Here is a 20,478-nt window from a genome sequence, read left to right as displayed (position 1 = left end):
GCCCCTTACGCCGCCGCGCGCCGCATGAGCACCCGCGCCATGGTCTCGCCCATCGCACTGGGGTTCGGCGCCACGACGATGCCCGCCGCGGTCAGGATCTCGACCTTCTCCTGCGCGCTTTCACCGAAAGCCGAGATGATCGCCCCCGCGTGGCCCATCTTGCGCCCCTTGGGCGCGGAAAGCCCCGCGATATAGGCCACCACGGGCTTGGTCATATGGCGCGCGACCCAGGCGGCGGCCTCTGCCTCTTGCGGGCCGCCGATCTCGCCAATCATCATCACCGCATCGGTCTCGGGATCGGCCTGGAACATCTCCAGGATGTCCTTGAAGCTCGACCCGTTCACCGGGTCGCCCCCGATCCCGACCGAGGTCGAAACCCCGATCCCCAGGGCCTTCATCTGGGAGGCCGCCTCATAGCCCAAGGTGCCCGACCGCCCCACGATCCCAACCCGGCCCTTCATGTAGATATGGGGCGGCATGATGCCCATGAAGCCCACGCCCGGAGAAATGACCCCCGCGCAATTCGGCCCGATCAGCCGCATCTTGCGGCTTTCAGGATAGCGGCGGAGAAACCGCTTCACCCGCATCATGTCCTGCGAGGGCAGCCCGTCGGTCACGCAGACCGCCGTGCGGATCCCCGCATCGGCCGCCTCCATGATCGCATCGGCGGCGAAGGGCGGGGGGACGAAGATGAGGGAGGCATCTGCCCCGGTCGCCTCCACCGCCTCGCGCACCGTGTTGAAGAGCGGGCGCTCCAGCAGGCTTTGCCCGCCCTTGCCGGGCGTCACGCCGCCAACCACCTGGGTGCCGTTCTTGATCATGTCGGCGGCATGGAACTGGCCGATCCGACCCGACATGCCCTGCACGATCACCTTGGTCTTTTCCGTGATGAGAATGGCCATGGGTTCCTCCCTTACGCCGCCAGTTTTACGCGCGCCGCAACGGCGCGTTCGGCCGCCTCGGCCAAGGTATCGGCCGTGATCAGCGGCAGACCGGAGCCGCGCAGGATCGCCTGGCCCTCCTCGACATTGGTGCCTGCCAGGCGCACCACGACCGGGATGGTCATCCCCACTTCGCGGTAGGCCTTGACCACGCCCTCCGCCACCCAGTCGCAGCGGTTGATGCCGGCGAAGATGTTGACCAGGATCACCTGGACCTCCGGGTCGGCCAGGACCGTGCGGAAGGCCCTGACCACCCGCTCCGGCGAGGCGCCGCCGCCGATGTCGAGGAAATTCGCAGGCTCGCCCCCCGCCAGCTTGATCATGTCCATCGTCGCCATGGCGAGCCCAGCGCCGTTGATGATGCAGCCGATGTCGCCCGTGAGGCCCACATAGGCGAGCCCATGGTCTCCGGCCGTCGACTCGCGCGGGTCTTCCTGGCTGCGGTCGCGGAGTTCGGCGACCTCGGGACGGCGATAGAGCGCATTGGTGTCAAAGGACATCTTGGCGTCCAGGGCCACAAGGTCGCCCGCGCCGGTGATGACCAGCGGGTTGATCTCGACCATGGTCGCATCCATGTCCTGGTAGGCCGCGAAACAGGCCTTCAGGATCGTGACCATCTGCGCCACCTGTCCGCCCGTGAGGCCCAGCCCGAAGGCCAGCTCCCGCGCCTGATACTCCAGGAGCCCCGTCGCCGGGTCGATGGTCATGCGGCGCAAGCTTGCGGGGTCTTCCTCGGCCAGGTCCTCGATCTCGATCCCGCCATGGGCCGAGGCCACGATCATGATGCGCTCGGACTTCCGGTCGAGCACGAAGCCCAGATAGAGCTCCCGCGCGATATCCGAGGCGCCCTCGACCCAAAGCCGGTAGACGCCCTTGCCCGAAGCATCGGTCTGCTTGGTCACCAGCTGGCGGCCGAAGAGGCTGGCCGCGAAGCCCTGCACCTCGTCCACCGACTTGCAGACCTTGACCCCGCCCGCCGCACCGCGCCCGCCCGCATGGATCTGCGCCTTGACGACCCAAGCCGAGCCGCCCAGCTCCCGCGCCCGGTAGGCCGCCTGTTCGGGGCTATAGGCCAGCCCGCCCCGAGGCACCGGCACGCCAAAGCGCGCGAGGATCTCTTTCGCCTGGTATTCGTGAATGTCCATTCCTACCTCCCCGCAATCGCATCGGCGACGACCAGGACATTGGCCGCCATCCGCTCTGATGCCGCATCGATCATCTTGCCATCGAGGCTGGCCGCCCCTTTTCCTTTCGCCTCCGCCGCCCGCAGCTCCTCGATGATGCGGCGCGCCTTGGTCACTTCCGCCTCGGTGGGCGAGAAGACCTCGTTGGCCAAGGCGACCTGAGAGGGATGGATTGCCCATTTCCCCTCACAGCCCAAAGCCGCAGCCCGCCGCGCCCCGGCCTTGTAGCCCTCGGGGTCGCTGAAATCGCCGAAGGGCCCGTCAATCGCCCGCAGGCCGAAGGCCCGGCAGGCCGTGACCATCCGCGCAATCGCCGCATGCCATTGGTCGCCCGGATAGACCGGGTTCAGGCCCCCGATGTTCACCGTCCGCGCCCGCATCGAGGCCGCGAAATCCGCCACGCCGAAATGCATGGCCTCCAAGCGGCCTCCGAACCTGGCGATGTCTTCCACATTCGCCATGCCAAGCGCGGTCTCGATCAGCGCTTCCAGCCCCACCCGGGTCTTGAAGCCCTTGGCCATCTCGATCTGGTTGACCATGGCCTCGACCATGTAGAGGTCGCCGGTCTCGCCGACCTTGGGGACCAGGAGCGTATGCACCCGGTCGCCCGCCTGCTCCATCACATCCACCACGTCGCGGTACATGTAATGCGTGTCGAGCCCATTGATCCGCACCGAGACCGTCTTGCCCTTCCCCGCCCAGTCGATGTCGTTCAGGGCCTGGATCGCGTTCTTCCGTGCCTGCTCCTTCTCGGGGGGCGCGACCGCGTCTTCCAGGTCGAGGAAGACGTAATCCGCCGCCCCCTCCGCCGCCTTGTCGATCATCGTGGGATTGGACGCCGGAACCGCCAGTTCCGACCGTTGCAGGCGCTGCTTCTTCAAAGGGTAAAGTCTGTGGCTCATGATGTCCTCCTCATTCCGCCGCCAGGGCCATTTCGGCCCGGGGCTCGTAAACTGCCTGCGCCGCCGCGACGCCCGAACCCAGGGTGACCTTGGCCCCCGCCTCGCGCAGGCACATCTCGGCCAGCGCAATCGCGGTCAGGCACATGCCCTCGTTCAGATCGCCCAGGTGGCCGATCCGGAAAACCTTGCCCGCCAGGGGCCCCAGCCCCGAGCCGAAGGAGGCGTTATAGCGCTGGAAGCCGATCCGGATGACGTCCCGGGCATCGACGCCCGGGGGCGTTCTGACCGCCGTCACGGTGTTGGAGGCCAAGGACGGGCTCTCGCAGCAGGTCTCCAGCCCCCAGGCGGCGACGGCGGCGCGGATGCCCTGGGCCAGGCGCGCATGGCGGGCGAAGACGGCCGGAAGGGTTTCGGCGGCCATCCGGTCCAAGGCGGCGCGCAGACCGTGCAGGACGGGCGACGGCGGGGTATGGGGGAAGTAGCCCTGGGCGGCTTGCAGTTCGAAATCCTCGAAGGCGAAGAAGCCGCGCCGCATGCCCTTGCACGCCCGCGCCTTGTCCGAGACCGCCAGAATCCCCAGGCCCGAGGGACACATCAGCCCCTTCTGGCTGCCCGTCACCGCCAGGTCGACGCCCCATTCGTCCATCTCGAAGGGCACCGAGCCGATCGAGGACACGCCATCGACGAACAAGAGCGCATCATGCATCGCCTCATCCAGCGCCCGCCGCACCGCCGCGACCGAAGAGGTTACCCCGGTCGCCGTCTCGTTATGCGTGACGAAGACCGCCTTGATCTTGCCCTCACGGTCGGCACCCAACCGCCGGGCGAACTCGTTCACCGGCGTCCCCGCCCCCCAGGAGACGTCGACGACCTCGACATCCAGCCCCAGATCCATGGCCATCTTGGCCCAAAGCGTCGAGAACTGCCCATGCCGCGCCATCAAGACCCGGTCGCCCGGTTGCAGCGTGTTGACGATGGAGGCTTCCCAGGCCGCCGAGCCCGAACCCGGGATCAGCATGACCCTTTGCTTCGTGCCAAAGACCGGCTTCAGGTCGCGCAGAAGCCCGAGGACAAAGGCCCCGAACTCCGGCCCCCGCTGGTCTTCCTGCGCCACGTTCATCGCGCGGCGCACAGATTCGGGGACATTGGTCGGCCCCGGAATGAACAGGTGATTGGTCCCAGTACGCATGTTTGTCTCCCTCTTGGGGGGACTTTGCGCCGTGGTTAAAATTCCGGCAAATGATCCCGGGTCGCGCTGTAAATGCAAAGATTTACAGAAGCGATGTTCTGTCATAATGTGAACTTGACAGATGTGATTTGTGTGCAACGGTATGCAAAAGACCTTCCTCGGACCGCAACTAAGACGCCTGCGCCAAGAGCGGGGCGAGACGCAAGGCGCCATGGCCAAGGCGCTGGGGATCTCGCCATCTTACGTCAACCTTTTGGAAAACAACGAAAGATCTGTCTCTGTCGCGGTGCTTTTGCGGCTCTTCGAGACCTATGGCGTCGATTGGCGGTCTATCGAAAAGGACGATAGCGCGGCGATCCTCTCGGACCTGCGGGCGGCCTTGCAGGATCCGCTCTTTACAGACCGCCGCCCCGACCTGACCCAGCTGCGCGCGGCCATGGTCCATGCGCCCGACCTGGTCTCGGCCTTTCTGCGGCTGCATCGGGCGCAAGGGGCCGCCATGGACCGGCTCTCGGCCCTGACCGACAGCGAGAGCCTGCCCAGCCCCGAGGCCGCCGTCCACCTGGCCTTTCGCCGCCACCGCAACCACTTCCCCGCGCTGGAGGAGGCGGCGGAGCGCTTCTGGACCCCGCCGCCGCGCGACGAGGTCTATACCGCGCTGAAGACCCGCCTGCGCGAGATGCATGGCGTGACGACGCGCCTCGCCCGGGTCGAGGAAATGCCCGCCACGCTGCGGAGTTATGACGAGGCGCGGCGCGAGATCCAGCTCTCCGAGGCGCTGGACCACCCCAACCGCGCCTTCCAGCTGGTCCATATGTGCGCTTTGCTGGGGCACCGCGACCTTCTCGACAGCCTGACCTCGGGCGTCGCCGGGGCGGCGGTCCAGGCGCGGCTGCGGGTCGAGCTGGCCAACTACTTCGCCGCAGCCGTGCTGATGCCCTATGCCGCCTTCCTGGCCGAGGCCCGGGCCACGAAATACGACTTCGACCACCTGGCCACCCGCTTTGGCGTCAGCTTCGAACAGGCCTGCCACCGCGCCACGACCCTTCAGCGCGAGGGCGCCCAAGGCGTGCCCTTCTTCTTCCTGCGCATCGACAAGGGCGGCAATGTCACCAAGCGCTTCAACGCCACCGAATTTCCCCTGGCCGAATATGGCGGCGCCTGCCCCCGGCTGGATGTCCATACCTCCTTCCGCACCCCGGGCCGGATCGTGCCGCAATATGTGGAAATGCCGGATGGGAGCCGCTTCTTCACCTTCTCCCGCACGGTCGACCGCCCGACCTGGGCCCGCCACGCCCAGGACAACCGCCTGGCGGTTGCCATGGGCTGCGCCAGCGAGCACGCGGGTGCCGTGGGCTATGCCGAGGCGCTGAGCCTCTCCGCCCCCGTCACCCAGATCGGCATCAACTGCCGCATCTGCCCGCGCCAGGGCTGCGACCAGCGCGCCCACCAGGCGATGATCCAGACCGAGCCGGTGGACGCCCATCGCCGCGGCGCCACCCGATTCGACGTGTGACCATGGCCCGGCAGAATCGCGTCGATCCCCAGGGGCAGATCGTGGCGGCACCCGAACGCGGCGGGCTGATGGGCAATCGCGGCATCCTGCACAAGGGAGCCGAGGTCACCAAGACCCATAGCCATCCGCATTGGGTGACCTGTGTCCTCGACTTCAAGGGCCGCAAGCGCCCCCTGATGGCCCCGGGCCGCTATACCGAGCTCTTCTTCCTCGACGAGGCCACGGCCTATGCTTCGGGCCACCGCCCCTGTGGCGAATGCCGCCGCGCGGCCTACCGCGCCTTCGTGGCGGCCTGGACCCAGGCCCATGGCGCCATGACCATCGGCGAGATCGACCGAATCCTCCACGCCCAGCGCATCCATCGGCGCCAGAAGGTCACCTGGCAGGCCGATATCGCCGAGCTGCCCGATGGGACCATGGTCCTGGGCCCCTCGGGTCCGGTCCTTCTGTGGCAGGGTCCTCATGACTGGAGCTTTGCCGGCTACTCCCCCCGCCCGCGCCTAGAAGGCCGGGTCCCGGTCCTGACCCCGCAATCCGTGGTGGCGCTGTTCGCCTTGGGGCTGAAGGTGCAGGTCGCGCTGGGGTGAAAGGAAACCCTGACGCCCCAAACAACAAGGCCCGCGCTTGCGCACGGGCCTTTGTGTTCGGTTGGTGGAGCCAGGGAGGATCGAACTCCCGACCTCTTGAATGCCATTCAAGCGCTCTCCCATCTGAGCTATGACCCCGTTCAACCGTCCCGGCGTTTCCGCCGTCCCTCTGGCTGGGCGCCTTCGGTGAGGGGCTATTTATGGAACCCCGCCGAGAGCCGCAAGAGGAAAAATGCAAAGCCCCCGATTTTTCCGCAGATTTCCCGCCAAGCCTTTGAAAGCACGCCCAAAAGCAAAGGGGCCGACCGAAGCCGACCCCTTTCACCGTCCGGGCTTTCGGCCTCAGACTTCTTCTTCGTCGCCCGCGACTTCCGTCAGGTCGTCCAGCGAGACATTGTCGTCGGCATCTTCTTCCAGAAGCTCGTCGTCCAGGTCCGCGTCGTCTGCCACGCCCGGGGCCAGCAGATCGTCATCGGCTTCCAGGTCGTCGACCAGGAGTTCGTCGTCCTTCTCGGGGGCCACGCGAGCGATGACCGAGGCGGCCATCTTGCGGCGCGCCGATTCGATATCCACGACCTCGCCCGTATAGGGGCTGACGATCGGGCTGCGGTTCAGGTCATAGAAACGCTTGCCAGTGGTCGGGCAGATGCGCTTCGTGCCCCATTCAGCTTTGGGCATGGTGATCCTTGCAAACGGCTATGGGCCAGAGAGCGCCCCAATGCCACAGACTCAGGGCGGAGTCAAAGGCTTTGGGGCGGCATCCAGCCGGTTGTTCTGGGGCGCAATCTGGCTATTCTGGACGCCAGTTGCAAGAGGTCTCATGCCGCCCCCCTCCCCCGTCACCCTGCCCGGCCTTCCCCTGGTGGAAATCACCCTGCGCCGCTCGGCCCGAACAAGGCGGTTTTCGCTCCGGGTCTCGGCGCTGGACGGGCGGGTGACTTTGTCCATGCCCAAGCGCGCAAGGGTCGCCGAGGCGCTGGATTTCGCCCGCAGCCACGAGGATTGGCTGAAGAAGGCGCTTGCCCGGCAGGTGCCGGTGCAAAGCCTGGACTGGGGCGCGGTCATTCCCTTTGAAGGCCGGGCGCTGACGCTCACGCCTGGGGCGGGCCGCCTACGGGTCGAGGGCGACAGGCTCCTGGTGCCCGGCGAGGCCGCGCAGCTTGGCGCAAGGGTTGCGGCCTGGATCAAGGCCCAGGCGCGGGACAGGCTGGCCCAGGCCTCGGATCACTATGCGGGGCTTCTGGGTCGCAAGCCCAAACGGATCACCCTGCGCGACACGCGAAGCCGCTGGGGCTCCTGCACCCATGACGGCGCTCTCATGTATTCCTGGCGGCTGGTCATGGCCCCTCCGTCCGTCCTTGCCTATGTCGCCGCCCATGAATGCGCCCATCTGGTCGAGATGAACCACTCCAGCGCCTTTTGGGAGGTCGTCGAGCGGCTTTACCCCGGCTGGCAGACCCAGCGCGACTGGCTGCGCACCCAGGGCCAAGGCCTGCATGCCATCCGGTTTGAGAGTTGACCCGGGGCCCGTCATGGGGGAACGCTGGGCCATGAGCGAACCCCATCCCCGCCCCGCCAGCTTGCGCCTTGCAGACCCCTCCGCCCCGGCGCATGAGCGGCTTTACCGGCTGCTGCGCCAGCAGATCATGCATGGCGAGCTGGCGCCCGGCCATTCCCTGACCCTGCGGGGCCTGGCCGAGGCGCATGACATGTCGATGACCCCCGCCCGCGAGGCCGTCCGGCGGCTCGCGGCCGAGGGCGCCCTGACGATCTCCTCCTCCGGCCGGGTGACGACGCCGGAGCTTTCCCCCGAACGGATCGAGGAACTGGCCGCGATCCGCGCCATGCTGGAGCCCGAGATGGCCTCCCGCGCCCTGCCCCGCGCGCACTTTGCCCTGATCGACCGCCTGGCCGCGATCAACGGCAAGAACCAGGAGGCGGTGATCAACCATGACGCCGTGGCCTATGTGCGCACCAACCTCGAATTCCACCGCACGCTCTATCTCCGCGCCCAGACCCCTGCCATGCTGGCCATCTGCGAGACGGTCTGGCTGCAACTCGGCCCCACGATGCGGGCTTTGTATGACAAGCTGAGACGCCGGGATGTGCCCCACCACCACCGCCTGATCCTGGCCGCCTTGAAGGCCGGGGACGAGCCCGGACTGCGCCTTGCCGTCCGCACCGATGTGACCCAGGGCCTGCGCCACCTGGCAAGCTGATCGGGGCCCGCCAGGCCGAGGCACTGCCTCGGCCACAGCGCGCCCGCACCGCGAGACCGTCGGGGGCCAAAGCCCCCGACCAGCGGATGGCCGACCCGGGCCTTGGCCCGAGGGCGGCCAGACGCTCCCCCCCCCTCAGGCCTTGCCCACCAGCCAGTCGCGGATGATCTGCCGGTGCCTCTCGCCGGAATAGCTCGGGAAATGCCCGCCATGCACGACCCGGACCGGCAACTCCAGCAATCGCTTCATCGAGGCCACATATTGCGCCTGCTCCAGCGCCGAAGTCCCCTCGATCAGCTCGCCGTCATAGACGATGTCGCCCGAGAACAGGACCCCCGTCGCCGCCTCCCATAAGGCGATGCCACCCGGGGAGTGCCCCGGCGTATGGATCACCTCGAAATGCCGGTCGCCGAGGTCAACCACATCGCCGTCCACCAGCACCCGCGTCGCGGGCGCGGCTTTAACCGCATAGGTCGAGGACAGGTAGGGCTGCGGCGGAAGCGTGGTGAAAATCTCATCCGTCACATATTTGTCGGCGAAGGTGTTCTCGCGGGTGGGGGCCGCCATCAGATGCGCCTCGGCCTCATGGCAAAGCCTGCAGGGGAATTCGTGGTGACAGCCGATATGGTCGAAATGGGTATGGCTCGCCACGGCCTGCAGGGGCTTTTCCGTCACCAGGGGCACCCAGTCGCGCAAGGAGACCACGCCCATGCCCGAATCCACCAGCATATCCGTATCCCGCCCCCGCACATGCCAGACATTGCAGCGGTAGAACTCGCGGATATGGGGCTCGTCGATATGGGTGACACCGTCGCCCATGGGGCGGATGCGCCACCAGTCTTGCTTCTGGGCTTGGGGCAAGGACATCACTCTGTCTCCAGGAAGGCATGGGCGCTGGCGTAAAGCGCCAGGACCTGGCCGGGCTGCGGGTCGGACCCCTGAGGCAAGTGCAGGGTCAGGGTCAAGTCGCCCAAACGCGCATGGGCGCGGACATGGGTGCCGAAGAAGGCGGCGTCGGTGACGACCGCCTCGCCCAGGGGCAGGCCCCCGGTCACATTGATCGCCTCGGGGCGGATCAGAAGCATCCCGGTCCCGGGATAGGGACCGATGGCGCTTTGACCCTGCACCACGGGGACCTGGTTGATCTCGCCCATGAAGGCGGCAGAGAAGAGGCTCCTGGGCCTGAGGTAGACCTCGCGCGGGGGGCCCTGGTCGGCAATCCGGCCCTCCGACATCACCACGATGCGGTCGGCCAGCGCCATGGCCTCTTCCTGGTCATGGGTGACATGGACAAAGGTCGTGCCCACCTGGCGCTGGATCGCCTTCAACTCATCCTGCATCTGGCGCCGCAGCTTCAGGTCCAGCGCGCCGAGGGGCTCGTCCAGCAGCAGCACATCCGGACTGACCGCCAGCGCCCGGGCCAGCGCCACCCTCTGCCGCTGCCCGCCCGAGAGCTCATGCGGGCGGCGGTCCTCGCGCCCCGGCAGGCCCACCAGCGCCAGCATCTGCGCGGCCTTCGCCCGCCGCTCCCCCCGCGAGACCCCACGCATCCGCAGGCCGAAGCCCACGTTGTCGGCCAGGCTCATGTGCGGAAACAGAGCGTAGTCCTGGAAGACCGTCGTCGTCGGCCTTTGCGCCGGCGCAACCCCCGCCATATCGCGGTCTCCGATCAGGATGCGGCCGCTTGCCGGCGCTGCAAACCCGCCGATCAGGTTCAAAAGCGTGGTCTTCCCGCAGCCCGAGGGACCCAGAAGCACCACGAACTCCCCGGCTGCGATCTGCAAGGACACGTCATGCAGGGCCATGGCCCCGCCATAGGTCTGGGTCACGCGGTCGATGGTGACAGAGGCGGTCATGCCTTCCTCCGCATCAGGGTTTCCAGCACGATCACGACCAGGGCAGAGACCAGGAAGACCAAGGAGCCTATGGCGTTGGTGGCAGGCGAGAGGCCAGAGCGCAGCATGGACCAGATCTCCACGGGAAGGGTGACCTCGAAGCGGGTCAGAAGGAAGGCGATGATGAACTCGTCCCAGGAGAAGGTGACCGAGAGGAAGAAGGCCGCCGCAAGCGCGGGGGCCAGCATGGGGGCCGAGATGTGCCACAGGACCTGGACCTCGGAGGCGCCAAGGTCGCGGGCGGCACGTTCGGCCGATTTCTGGTGGTCCCCCATGGCGGCGAAGCAGATGGCAAAGCAGAGCGGCAGGTTGATGACGACATGGCCGATCCCCGTGGCCACCAGAGAGGGCTTGATCCCCGCCTGGTTGAACACCGTCAAAAGCCCCAGCCCGATGATCAGGTAAGAGACCGTCATCGGCGCGATCAAGAGCCCGCGCATCAACAGGCTCCCCGGCAGGGCCACCCGCGCCAGGCCATGGGCGGCGAGAAAGCCCAAGGCCAGCGCCACGCCCGAAGACCCGAAGGCCACCAGCGCAGAATGGCCCAGCGCCGTCATCAGACCCTCGTCCGACAGAACCTTCTCATACCATTTCAGGGTCACCCCCTGAAACGGCGGCACCGGCAAGCGCCCGTCCTGGAAGGAAAACACCACAAGCACCGCCACCGGCAGGAAGATGAAGGCGTAAGCCAGCGCCAGGTACAGGAAAGAGAGCCGCTTCATAGCCGGTCCAGCCTCAGCCAGCGCGCGCAAGCCGCATAGGCCAGGGTCACCACCGCCATCAGGATGACCGACAAGGCCGAGGCCATGGGGAAGTTTCCGCCCCGTCCCATCTGCAGCATGATCAGTTGCGGCAGGGTCAACTCGTTGTTTCCGCCCAGGATTTGCGGAGTGATATAGTCTCCGATGCATAGGGTGAAGGTCACGAAGGCCCCCGTCACGATGCCCGGCAGGGTCAGGGGCAATATGACATGGACGAAGGCCCGCAGACGCGAGGCGCCAAGGTCTTGGGCCGCCCTCAGGTAATTGGGGGAAAGCTGCACCAGGTTGGCATAGATCGTCAGCGTCAGAAGCATGACGAAGAAATGGGTAAAGCCGATGACCGTGGCAAACCGCGTCGAGGCCATCTCGTAGGGACCAAGGCCGATCAGCCCGAAACCCCGGTTCAAGACTCCGGTTTTCCCCAGGACCAGCGCCCAGGAATAAGACCGCACGACGTAAGAGGTCCAGAACGGCAGGATCGCCGCCAAGAGCGCCGCGCGCTGCCAGCGCGGGGGGACGCTCCAGGCAATGGTGGCGGCCAGGGGCCAGGCCAGGAGCACCGACAGGACCGTCACGGTCAGCGTGATCTCGATGGAATTGACCAGGGCCTTCAACTGGCTCCAGTCGCCGAAGGCCTTGACATAGTTGCCAAAGGAAAAGCCGTGGACGACCTCCCGCCCCTCCATATGCGCAAAGGACAGCGCCAGCATGGCAAGGAAGGGCAGGACGAAAAAGGCCGCCGTCCACAGAAGCGCCGGGGCCACGAGGCCCCAGCCGAGGCGATCCTCGCGGCTCACTGGTTCAGCATCTCGGTCCAGAGGTCCTGCATCGCCGTATCGGTCGCCGCATCCGGGATCGGGTAAAGCTGCGCCCGGGCGAGGTAATCCGGCTGCTGGTCCCACCGCAGCGTGGCCTTGGCCTCTGCGCTGAGCAGGTCGCCGGCCTTCATGTTTGCAGGCATCCCCCAATAGCAGGAGGACTGCGCCAGGGCCGCCTGACCCTCGGGCGAGACGATATACTGCACGAACTTCAGCGCGAGATCGGGATTGGCCGCGCCCTCGACCACGCCGATGGACTGGCTCCAGCGCAGGCCGCCCTGCTTGGGGATCGTCCAGTCGAGGTTGGGATTGTCCGCCGCCAGCACCGCCGTCAGCCACTCGCCGCCGCCGACGACGATATCGACCTCTCCGGTGGCCAGCGCCGTCTGCGACGAGACCACGTCGGACACCTGGCGCGAGGCCTTGCGCAGCGCCATCAGCGGCTCTTTCAGCCCCGCCAGCGCGCCGGCGTTCAGGTCCGCCGTGGCCACGCCCTGGCCCAGGCCCACCAGGCCCAGAACGGGAAGGTAATAGTCGTAAATCCCGATCTTGCCGTCATATTTCCCCGAGGTCAGGGCGGCCATGTCCTCCATATCCGCCGGATCGACCTTGGTCTTGTCGAAAGAGATCGTGTTGTAACCGTATTTCTCGGTCACGGCATAGGTCTTGCCGTCGATGACATTCTGCGCGGCCATCACCAGTTCGGGGAAGAAATCGGCGGTGGGCAGGGCCTCGGCCGGGATCGGCGCCAGGCGGCCCGCAGCGGCGACGCGCGCCACATCGACCGAATCGACCACCATGACATCCCAATCGCCGGGCGCGCTTTGGTCCAGGATCGCCATCCCCGCTGCCGTGCCCTCGTATTCCTTGACATTGACCTTGACGTTGTTGGCCTTCTCGAAGGGCTCCAGCAGCGCGGGGTCGGTATGGTCGCACCAGACAAGCGCGTTCAGCTGATCCTCGGCCAGGGCGGGCGAGGCCAGAACCAGGGCAAGGGCGGTCAGGTTGGTCGAAAAGCGGCGGGTCATCTCTCTCTCCTGAAGGTCGTTCTTGCATTCAGGATGGGGTCGGTTCATTTTTGAAGTCAACTTCAAACTTCAAGGGCGGCCAACTTGGCGGGCTTAAGGGCGAAACATAAGGCAGAGCGGGCCGACCGGATCCTGGCGCAGGCCATGGCGCTGTTCCATGAGGCCAGTTTCGACGCCGTGCGCATGGAGGACATAGCGGCGGCGGCCGAGGTGTCGACGGGCACGGTCTATAATTATTTCGCGACCAAGGGCGATGTGCTCCTGGCGCTCGTGTCGCTGGAGGTCGAGGAGGTGCTGGAGCTTGGCGCCGCCGTGGTGGCCGCCCCGCCCGAGGGGCTGGCCGAGGCTTTGGACGCGCTGATCGGGGGCTATTACGAGCACTCGCTGACCTATCTGACCAAGGACCTCTGGCGGCAGGCGATTGCCCTGACCATCGGCGCGCCGGGGACAAGGTTCTCGCTGATCTATGCGGGGCTGGATGACCGGCTCAGGGCGCAGGTGGCCGATCTCCTGATCGCCTGTCGCGGGCAGCTACGGCCGGGGCTGGCCTTGGCGCCCCTCGCCGACATGATCTTCGGCAGCCTGAACCAGGCCTTCACCGATTTCGTGCGGGTCGAAGAGATGGAGATGGCAAGTCTCCTGACCGCGATGCGCGCCCGCCATGCCGCCCTCGCCCAAGCCCTGGCCTGAAGCACAAGGGATCCGCCAGCACCAACAGCGGACGCCCCGTCCCCGGCCCTGGCCCGGGGCTTGGGGTGGACGCTTCCCCCCCAAAGAAAACCTCAGTTCGTCTCGACCCCGCCCTCGGCCTTGCGCCGCGCGATATAGTCCTCGACATCCTCGCGCCTTGCAGGGTCCAGCGCGGGCTGCTCATAGGATCCCAGAAGCTCCTTCCAGATCCGGTTGGCGCGGGCCGGGACCTCCTCCCCCCCCTTGGCGAGCCAAGCCGGGTAATTGTCCCAATTCGACAGCATCGGCGCATGGAAAGCGGTCTCGAAGCGCTCCATCGTGTGCTGCGTCCCGAAGAAATGCCCCCCCGCGCCCGCCTCGGCAATGGCCTCCAAGGCCAGCGAGGCCTCGGAGACTTCGATGGGGGTGAAATAGGCCTGCATCATCGCCAGCATCTCGGCATCAAGGATCAGCTTCTCATAGCTCGCCGTCAGCCCGCCATGCATCCAGCCCGCGCCATGCATCAGAAGGTTGGCGCCCCCCATCAGGCTGCCCCAAAGCGCCATCTGGCTCTCGTAAGCCGCCTGGGCGTCCAGCGCATTGGCCGCCGTGACGTTCGAAGAGCGGAACGGGAGCCGCAGATGCCGCGCCAGCTGCCCCGAGGCCTGGGCCGCCTTGGCATATTCCGGCGTCCCGAAGGCGGGCGCCCCCGACTTCATGTCGACATTGGAGGTGAACCCGCCATAGACCACCGGCGCGCCCTTGCGCACCAGCTGGGTCAACACCACGCCGCACAGCGCCTCGGCATGTTGCAGCGCCAAGGCGCCGGCCAGCGTCACCGGAGCCATGGCGCCTGCCAGCGTGAAGGGCGTCACCACCGCGCATTGGCCATGTTCGGCCAAGGTCATCAGCCCCTCGGCCATGGGAATATCCAACTGGCGCGGAGAGTTGGTGTTGATCACCCCCATCATGATCGGCTGTGCCAAAAGGTCATCGAGGCTCCAGCCCATCATCCGGGCGGCCAGCTCCAGCCCGTCCATCGTGCGGCCGCGCCCCAGGGCATTCAGCTCCCAGGACTTGTCCAGAAGCGTGATCTGCGCGTGATACAGGTCGAGGTGACGGGTGCGGGCGGGAAGGTCCATCGGCTCCAAGGGTCCGCCCGATTCCTGCTGGACGACGTTCAGGCTTTGGCAGAGCCGCAGGAAGTCGCACATGTCTTGGTGCGTGCCGTCCCGCCTGCCCCGGTCGAGGTCCATGACATAGGCTGGCCCGCCGACCGAGGTAAAGATCATGTGGTCACCGCCCACCTTCAGATCCTTCGCCCGGTTGCGGGCGGCAAGGGTAAAGGTCTCGGGCGCGGTGGAGCGGGTCTCTTCGACCATCGCCGGGTCGAAGAACACCATCTCGCCCTCGATCCTGGCCCCTGCGGTGCGGAAGGCCTCACGCGCAGGCCCATGCAGCACCTTCATCCCGAGGTCGCGCAGGATGCGCAGGCCCGCCTGGTGGATCGCCTCCACCTGGTCGTCGCTGATCACCTTGATCGGCGCATAGGGGCGCGGCACCTGGCCCCAGGCGGGCTGCGGGAGGGCGACCTGGCGGCGGGGCTTCCTCATGCTCTCTCTCCCAAGGGTGCCATTTCGCGGCGGAAGGGCTCTGGCCCGTCGATCTCGCGGGCGAAGCGGTGGGCGGAATGGACCGCATCGGCGATGGAGGAGGGTTGCAGCGCATCCCCCACCAGGCCGAGGCCCCTCATGCCCTTCAGCTCATCATGAAGCGTGGTGACCGGCAAGCGCCCGGTGCAAAGGACCAGGCTTTCGCCGGGGACAAAGCCCTCGCGCCCGGTATAGGCGCAGACGGTGTGCAACCCGTCCCGCCAGCCCGTCGCCAGTTGGCCGGTGACGATCTTCACCCCCAGCTCAATCAACCGCGCCTGGATGAAGCCCTGTTCATCGGTATAGGCCGTCCAGGACGAGACCAGGGTCTGCGGCGTCACATAGGTCACAAGGTGCCCCGCGCGGGCGAGCTTCTCGGCCCAGGCACCGGCCATGAAGTAGTGCTCGTCGTCATAGATCACGACCTCGGGCCCCGGCACCGCCCCGGCGAAAAGGTCATCCGGCGTCAGCGCCCCGAGGAAGGCGCCGCCCATGCCCAAGACCCCCATCCCATCGCGGCGCCAAAGGCTCCCCGTCGCGATCACCACGTGATCGGCGCCAAAATCGCGGATATCCTGGGCGGTCATCGCGCTTTCGGGGTAAAGCATGGCGTCGGTCTTGCCCAGCATATGCAGCCGGTGATCCCTCACCCGCCCCCAGGTCGCGAGCCCCGGAAGCGTGGATTCCCGGTTCACCCGCCCGCCAAAGCGGCGGTCGCGGTCGGCCAGGTGAACCTCGAGCCCCCGCCGCGCCAGCGTCAGCGCGGCCTCGAGCCCCGCCGGACCGCCGCCCACCACCAGCGCCTTTTCGCGGCGGTGGGGCGGCACCCGCTCGGGATGCCACCCGCGCCGCCATTCCTCGCCCATGGTCGGGTTCTGCGTGCAGCGCAGCCCCACGCCCTCGTTGTTCGCCGCCCGGCAGATGTTGCAGCCGATGCATTCGCGGATCTCATCCGCCCGGCCTTCCTTGATCTTCATGGGCAGGAAGGGGTCAGCAATCGAGGGCCGCGCCGCGCCGATGAAATCCTGGATGCCGCGCTTGATCTGGCTGACCATCCGGTCCGGCGAGGTAAAGCGCCCCACCGAAACCACGGGCTTCGAAGTCACGCCCTTGACGAAGCGGATATAGTCCTCCTGAAAGCCCTCCTCGGAGAACCGCGCCGACTTGCTGTCATTGCCCAGGGCCCCCGCGATATTCACATCCCAAAGGTCCGGCAGTTCCGCCAAAAGCGCCACCGCCTCACGCCCCTCGGCCTCCGAGGTCACGCCCGAGGGCCCATGCAGCTCATCCACCGCGAGCCTGATCGCCACGGCGCAGGTGTCACCCACGGCCTCGCGGGTTTCCTCCAGCATTTCCCGCAACAGCCGCGTGCGGTTCTCCAAAGAGCCGCCATAGGCGTCGCCCCGGTCGTTGGTGCGCGACGACAGGAACTGGAAGGGCAAATAATCATGCCCGGCATAGACATAGATGATGTCGAACCCCGCCCGCTTGGCGCGCAAGGCCGCGTCACGCTGCCAGCGGCGGAAGCTGCGGATATCCTCCAGGTCCATCCCCCGCGCCGTCGTCGGCAGGTGGTAAAGCGCCGGCTGCACCCTTGGCGCAATGGCCGGCAGCCTTGTCATGCGGTTGGAGGCATGGGCCCCGCCGTGCCACAACTCGATCCCCGCCAGCGCCCCCTGCCCCTTGATCGCCTCGGCGGTCAGGGCCAGCGGAGCGATATCGGCATCATCCCACAGCGTCAGAAAGGCATAGGGGCTGTCGTCCGAAGTTGGATGGATCGAACAATATTCGGTGCAAACCACGCCCCAGCCGCCCTCGGCCTTGACCTTTCGCAAGGCAGCCCCCGATTGCGGCCTTTGCCAGCCAAAGCCCGTGGCATGGGGCGTCTGGTAGAACCGGTTCGGCGCCACAACGGGCCCGATCCGCACGGGTTCGAACAGAATCGCATGTGCAGGGTCCATGGCGCACCTCCCTCAGCAGTGTCACATATCTTAAACAACCGTTCAACAAGAACCCGATCCGGCCTGCAGCCATCGTAACCCTGCCGACGACATTTCCACGAAAAATCGCTGGCCGCCCCTCACCGCCGTTGTCGGAGGGCAAAAGAAGTGCCACCCTTGCCCCATGTCGAAAATCCTCATCTCCTGCGCCGTCACGGGCTCGATCCACGTCCCCTCGCAGTCGCCACACCTGCCCGTGACGCCCGAGACCATCGCCTCCCAGGCCATCGAGGCCGCCCGCGCCGGGGCCGCCATCCTGCACCTGCACGCCCGCAACCCGCTGGACGGCCGCCCCTCCTCCGACCCCGCGCATTGGTCCTTCCTGCCCGCGCTCAAGCCCCATGCGGTCGTCAACATGACGACCGGAGGCTCGGCGATCATGTCGCTGGATCAACGGCTTGCGGCGCCGAAAGCCTATGCGCCCGAGATGTGCAGCCTGAACATGGGCAGCATGAACTTCGCGCTCTACCCCATGGCCGACCGCATCAAGACCTTCCTGCACGACTGGGAAGAGCCCTTCCTGCGCAACTCCGACGACCTGGTCTTCAAGAACACCCCGCGCGACATCGCCCATGTCCTGACCGAGATGGGCGGGCGCGGCGCGCGGTTCGAGTTCGAATGCTATGACATCGGCCACCTGACCATGCTGCGCCATTTCGCCGACCGAGGCCTGGTCAAGCCGCCCTTCTTCCTGCAATTCGTCTTCGGCGTCCTCGGCGGCATGCCCCCCGAACCCGATATCCTGATGCTGATGAAGCGCCAAGCCGACCGGCTCTTCGGCGAGGACTATCTCTTCTCCGTCCTCGCCGCCGGCCGTCAGCAGATCCCCATGGCCACGATGGCGGCCAGCATGGGAGGCCATGTGAGGGTCGGCCTGGAAGACAACCTCTACCTGGCGAAGGGCGTCCTCGCCCCCTCCAACGCCGCGCAAGTCACCCTGATCCGCGAGATCGTGGAGCGCCTCGGCCGCACCCCCGCCACACCGGAAGAGGCAAGGGCCATGCTGGGCCTGAAGGGCGCAAGCGAGGTGGCGTTTTGATCCGCCTGACCCTCTTGCTTCTCATGGCCCTGCCCACCGTTGCGCAAGCGGAGATCGACCTTGCCGCCGAGAAGGATGCGCAAGCTGCGGTCCAGACCCTTGTGGAGTCCTGCCTGCAAGAGCAATGGGGCTGCATCGGCCAGGCCGCGATGGCATGTCTGAGAACCGAGCTTGCGCCGATCAAGCCGGTGTTCCTGGCGCCCAAACCCTCCATAGAGCCTTGGAACTGGTGTTACGAGGCAGAACTGAAGGTGTGGAACGAAAGGCTGGAGAGCGATATCAAGGACATCCGGGAGTGGCTCCCAGATGGCCCAGCGCGGCGAGCTTTCGACGAGCAGCAGGCCGCATGGACAAGCTATGTCCAGATGACCTTTCCTTTCGACCATGAAGAGACGAACTTTCGAAGTCTGAACAGAGGCTTGGAAAACACTCTGCCTCTCGTAGCGATGCGCGCCTTGCAAGTCGGATACATCCGAGAGTTGATCGTTGCCTGCATGGATGACCTAGCCAAGTGGGATCACTCAATCTGCAAGATGCTCCCCACCCCATGATCCGCCCCATCACCCCTTCCGACCTCCCCCGCCTGCGCGAGATGCTCCAGGCCCTGGCCGACCACGAGGGCGGGACCGCCGTGGCCAGCCTCGAGGCTCTGGAGGCCGCAGCTTTCGGCCCCCGCCCCCTGATCCGCGCCCTGATCGCCGAGCATGGCATGGTGATCTACTTCCCCGAGTTCTCGACCCATCGCGGCCTCCCCGGTGTCTTCGTCCAGGACCTCTACGTCGCACCTCAGGCGCGCGGCCAGGGCCTGGCGCGGGCGCTTCTGAAAGCCACGCTCGCCCACCAGGACTGGGGCGCGCGCTTCATCGCCCTGACCGTTTCCCATGACAACGACCTCGCCCGCGCCTTCTATGCCAAGGCGGGCTTCGCATCCCGAGGCTCCGAGGCCCTGATCCATATGGAGCCCGAGTCCCTGTGAAAGCCTTCCACCACCCCGGCCAGCGCGCCCATGACCCGCAGTTCTTCCTCTCCAGCGGCGCCCCGCGCCCCTGCCCCGAGAAACCCGCCCGGATCGATGCGCTCCTCTCCGGCCTCGCGCGGCTGTCCATCACGCCGGACCTCCCCCAGGACTTCGGCCTGGACCCGATCGCCGCCATCCACCCCTCCCGCTATCTGACCTTCCTGCAGACCATCCACCAGCGCTGGACGAAGATCGAAGGCGCCTCTCCCGAGGTCATCCCCAATATCCACCCCGCCAACCGCACCGATGGCTACCCGCTCTCGGCCGTGGGCCAGGCGGGGTTCCACCAGACCGACACCTCCTGCCCCATCGGGCCGCAGACCCATGAGGCCGCCTATCTCTCCGCCCAATGCGCCATCGCCGGGGCCGAGGAGATCATGGCCGGAGCCCGCGCCGCCTATGCGCTCTGCCGCCCCCCCGGCCACCATTGTTTCGCGGAACTCGCGGGGGGCTTTTGCTACCTGAACAACACGGCGATTGCGGCGCAGTCCCTGACGCTTTCGGGCCGCAAGGTGGCAATCCTCGACATCGACCTGCACCACGGCAACGGCACCCAGGGCATCTTCTATGACCGGCCCGATGTGCTGACCGTCTCGCTCCATGCCCATCCCGAGCGGTTCTACCCCTTCTTCTGGGGCTATCCCGGGGAGCATGGCTCCGGCGCCGGAGAGGGCGCGAACCTGAACCTCGCGCTGGAGCGGGGCAGCGCGGATGATCCCTTCCGCCGGGCGCTGGCGCAAGCCTTGGAGCGGATCACGCTTTGGGGCGCGGATACGCTGGTCCTGGCCCTGGGGCTCGATGCCTTCATCGGAGACCCTTTCGCGGGGCTCGCCGTGACGACGCCGGGCTTTGCACAAATCGGCCGCGACATCCGCGCCTTGGGCCTGCCGACCTTGATTGTCCAGGAGGGCGGCTATCTTTGCCCCGAACTCGGAGAGAACCTGGCGGCGGTGCTGGGGGCCTGGACCTGAGCTCTCTCTCCCCGCCGCCCCGGGCTTGTGCCCCGGGGCCTCGACCCAAGGCGCTGCCCCAAGCCGTCGAGGTCCCGGGTCAGGCCCGG

General features: G+C 66.8%; 21 protein-coding genes and 1 tRNA gene. 9 read left to right on the top strand and 13 right to left on the bottom strand.

The window, feature by feature from the left end; translation table 11 throughout:
* Window positions 1-5 precede the first annotated feature (5 nt).
* Genes sucD through GV832_RS13750 form a run of 4 tightly spaced genes read right to left on the bottom strand, consistent with a single transcriptional unit; the run spans window position 6 to window position 4,216 of the window.
* Window positions 6-902 (bottom strand): succinate--CoA ligase subunit alpha, encoded by an 897-nt coding sequence (gene sucD, locus GV832_RS13765; protein WP_168775462.1) that lies wholly within the window; start codon window positions 900-902, stop codon window positions 6-8.
* A gap of 11 nt (window positions 903-913) precedes the next feature.
* Window positions 914-2,086 (bottom strand): malate--CoA ligase subunit beta, encoded by a 1,173-nt coding sequence (locus GV832_RS13760; protein WP_168775461.1) that lies wholly within the window; start codon window positions 2,084-2,086, stop codon window positions 914-916.
* Between the two features lie 2 nt (window positions 2,087-2,088).
* A complete protein-coding gene (locus tag GV832_RS13755) occupies window positions 2,089-3,027 on the bottom strand; it encodes an HpcH/HpaI aldolase/citrate lyase family protein (RefSeq protein ID WP_168775460.1) in 939 nt (312 codons plus the stop codon).
* Window positions 3,028-3,037: 10 nt separating this feature from the next.
* Complete coding sequence (locus GV832_RS13750) at window positions 3,038-4,216, bottom strand: pyridoxal-phosphate-dependent aminotransferase family protein (RefSeq protein ID WP_168775459.1); 1,179 nt, start codon at window positions 4,214-4,216, stop codon at window positions 3,038-3,040.
* 142 nt (window positions 4,217-4,358) lie between these two features.
* On the opposite strand from GV832_RS13750, the gene GV832_RS13745 reads away from it, so the two are divergent.
* Both GV832_RS13745 and GV832_RS13740 read left to right on the top strand, forming a co-directional pair.
* Window positions 4,359-5,732: a helix-turn-helix domain-containing protein gene (locus GV832_RS13745; RefSeq protein ID WP_168775458.1), complete on the top strand. Its 1,374-nt coding sequence runs from the start codon at window positions 4,359-4,361 to the stop codon at window positions 5,730-5,732.
* Between the two features lie 2 nt (window positions 5,733-5,734).
* Entirely contained in the window at window positions 5,735-6,319 is a 585-nt protein-coding gene (locus tag GV832_RS13740; protein WP_168775457.1) for a hypothetical protein, read from the top strand.
* A gap of 62 nt (window positions 6,320-6,381) precedes the next feature.
* Here the strand turns inward: GV832_RS13740 and GV832_RS13735 are convergent.
* Window positions 6,382-6,457 (bottom strand) — tRNA-Ala (locus GV832_RS13735).
* A 204-nt stretch (window positions 6,458-6,661) separates the two neighbouring features.
* Window positions 6,662-6,997 (bottom strand): TIGR02300 family protein, encoded by a 336-nt coding sequence (locus tag GV832_RS13730; protein ID WP_168775456.1) that lies wholly within the window; start codon window positions 6,995-6,997, stop codon window positions 6,662-6,664.
* 142 nt (window positions 6,998-7,139) lie between these two features.
* On the opposite strand from GV832_RS13730, the gene GV832_RS13725 reads away from it, so the two are divergent.
* Both GV832_RS13725 and GV832_RS13720 read left to right on the top strand, forming a co-directional pair.
* Window positions 7,140-7,838, top strand: a complete 699-nt coding sequence (locus GV832_RS13725) for a M48 family metallopeptidase (RefSeq protein ID WP_168775455.1) — start codon at window positions 7,140-7,142, stop codon at window positions 7,836-7,838.
* Between the two features lie 31 nt (window positions 7,839-7,869).
* Window positions 7,870-8,538: a GntR family transcriptional regulator gene (locus tag GV832_RS13720; RefSeq protein ID WP_168775454.1), complete on the top strand. Its 669-nt coding sequence runs from the start codon at window positions 7,870-7,872 to the stop codon at window positions 8,536-8,538.
* A gap of 135 nt (window positions 8,539-8,673) precedes the next feature.
* Here GV832_RS13720 and GV832_RS13715 read toward each other — a convergent pair whose 3' ends face one another.
* Genes GV832_RS13715 through GV832_RS13695 form a run of 5 tightly spaced genes read right to left on the bottom strand, consistent with a single transcriptional unit; the run spans window position 8,674 to window position 13,040 of the window.
* Entirely contained in the window at window positions 8,674-9,405 is a 732-nt protein-coding gene (locus GV832_RS13715; RefSeq protein ID WP_168775453.1) for an MBL fold metallo-hydrolase, read from the bottom strand.
* Window positions 9,405-10,394, bottom strand: coding sequence for an ABC transporter ATP-binding protein (locus tag GV832_RS22535; RefSeq protein ID WP_168775452.1), 990 nt, complete (start codon window positions 10,392-10,394; stop codon window positions 9,405-9,407). The genes GV832_RS13715 and GV832_RS22535 overlap by 1 nt, the downstream gene beginning before the upstream one ends.
* Window positions 10,391-11,155, bottom strand: a complete 765-nt coding sequence (locus tag GV832_RS13705) for an ABC transporter permease (RefSeq protein ID WP_168775451.1) — start codon at window positions 11,153-11,155, stop codon at window positions 10,391-10,393. The genes GV832_RS22535 and GV832_RS13705 overlap by 4 nt, the downstream gene beginning before the upstream one ends.
* Window positions 11,152-11,991, bottom strand: a complete 840-nt coding sequence (locus tag GV832_RS13700) for an ABC transporter permease (protein WP_354001966.1) — start codon at window positions 11,989-11,991, stop codon at window positions 11,152-11,154. The genes GV832_RS13705 and GV832_RS13700 overlap by 4 nt, the downstream gene beginning before the upstream one ends.
* The gene (locus tag GV832_RS13695) at window positions 11,988-13,040 is read right to left on the bottom strand and encodes an extracellular solute-binding protein (RefSeq protein WP_168775450.1); all 1,053 of its coding nucleotides are present in this window, start codon (window positions 13,038-13,040) and stop codon (window positions 11,988-11,990) included. Before GV832_RS13695 ends, GV832_RS13700 begins: the two co-directional genes overlap by 4 nt.
* Before the next feature lie 84 nt (window positions 13,041-13,124).
* On the opposite strand from GV832_RS13695, the gene GV832_RS13690 reads away from it, so the two are divergent.
* Complete coding sequence (locus GV832_RS13690) at window positions 13,125-13,730, top strand: TetR/AcrR family transcriptional regulator (RefSeq protein ID WP_168775449.1); 606 nt, start codon at window positions 13,125-13,127, stop codon at window positions 13,728-13,730.
* Window positions 13,731-13,822: 92 nt separating this feature from the next.
* On the opposite strand, the gene GV832_RS13685 is transcribed toward GV832_RS13690, so the two are convergent.
* Both GV832_RS13685 and GV832_RS13680 read right to left on the bottom strand, forming a co-directional pair.
* The gene (locus GV832_RS13685) at window positions 13,823-15,322 is read right to left on the bottom strand and encodes a trimethylamine methyltransferase family protein (protein ID WP_168775448.1); all 1,500 of its coding nucleotides are present in this window, start codon (window positions 15,320-15,322) and stop codon (window positions 13,823-13,825) included.
* Window positions 15,319-17,322: an oxidoreductase gene (locus GV832_RS13680; RefSeq protein WP_168775447.1), complete on the bottom strand. Its 2,004-nt coding sequence runs from the start codon at window positions 17,320-17,322 to the stop codon at window positions 15,319-15,321. Before GV832_RS13680 ends, GV832_RS13685 begins: the two co-directional genes overlap by 4 nt.
* Before the next feature lie 163 nt (window positions 17,323-17,485).
* On the opposite strand from GV832_RS13680, the gene kce reads away from it, so the two are divergent.
* From kce to GV832_RS13660, 4 genes are read left to right on the top strand one after another with little or no spacing between them, the layout of a single operon-like run.
* Window positions 17,486-18,400 (top strand): 3,5-dioxohexanoate:acetyl-CoA acetone transferase, encoded by a 915-nt coding sequence (gene kce / locus GV832_RS13675; protein WP_168775446.1) that lies wholly within the window; start codon window positions 17,486-17,488, stop codon window positions 18,398-18,400.
* A complete protein-coding gene (locus tag GV832_RS13670) occupies window positions 18,397-18,951 on the top strand; it encodes a hypothetical protein (protein WP_168775445.1) in 555 nt (184 codons plus the stop codon). Before kce ends, GV832_RS13670 begins: the two co-directional genes overlap by 4 nt.
* Window positions 18,948-19,376, top strand: a complete 429-nt coding sequence (locus GV832_RS13665) for a GNAT family N-acetyltransferase (RefSeq protein ID WP_168775444.1) — start codon at window positions 18,948-18,950, stop codon at window positions 19,374-19,376. The genes GV832_RS13670 and GV832_RS13665 overlap by 4 nt, the downstream gene beginning before the upstream one ends.
* Window positions 19,373-20,389, top strand: a complete 1,017-nt coding sequence (locus tag GV832_RS13660; RefSeq protein WP_168775443.1) for a histone deacetylase family protein — start codon at window positions 19,373-19,375, stop codon at window positions 20,387-20,389. Before GV832_RS13665 ends, GV832_RS13660 begins: the two co-directional genes overlap by 4 nt.
* Window positions 20,390-20,478 lie beyond the last annotated feature (89 nt).

Origin of the sequence: Stagnihabitans tardus, from assembly GCF_009925085.1 — a bacterium.
Lineage (GTDB): Bacteria > Pseudomonadota > Alphaproteobacteria > Rhodobacterales > Rhodobacteraceae > Stagnihabitans > Stagnihabitans tardus.
This window is presented reverse-complemented; position numbering and strand designations above follow the sequence as displayed.